1 protein-coding gene is annotated in these 445 nt (G+C 77.8%); it reads right to left on the minus strand.

What is annotated here, in order from left to right; all coding sequences use genetic code 11:
• Positions 1-134 precede the first annotated feature (134 nt).
• On the minus strand, positions 135-443 hold the full coding sequence (locus B7L92_RS38300) for a hypothetical protein (RefSeq protein WP_081241657.1): 309 nt from the start codon (positions 441-443) through the stop codon (positions 135-137).
• Positions 444-445 lie beyond the last annotated feature (2 nt).

Consider the following 445-nt stretch of genomic DNA (forward strand, 5'->3'; position numbering starts at 1 on the left):
CGCGCGTGACGGCGGTGGCCGAGGCCGCGACCGTGCGGTCCGGGGAGGGGCGGTAGGAGGTGGCGACGCCGTGCAGGGCGGCGAGCCGGGAGAGGTCCTCGGTGGGGGGCTCGGCCGGCCGGGGCGCGCTCACCCTAGGGCTCCGGGCGGTACTGGGTCGGGAGGGAGGCGAGTCCCGAGGGGTCCGTGGCGGCGTCGGACTCGCTGGTCAGGGGGGCGGCGTCGGCGAGCGGGGGCTCGCTGGTGAGGGGTTCGGCGTCGGGCAGCGGGGGCTCGCTGGTGAGCGGGGTCTCGGTGCAGGGGCCCTCGGCGCTGAAGACGCAGAGGTGGTGGCCTTCGGGCAGGTCCTCGGGCAGGGTGCCGGGCAGGTCCTCGGGCCGGAAGAAGGGCTCTGCCGCGGGTTTGGACAGGGCCGGGGACGGTACGCGGGCCGGTGCAGCCACAG

The sequence above is a fragment of the Streptomyces viridosporus genome (assembly GCF_002078235.1).
Taxonomy (GTDB): domain Bacteria; phylum Actinomycetota; class Actinomycetes; order Streptomycetales; family Streptomycetaceae; genus Streptomyces; species Streptomyces viridosporus.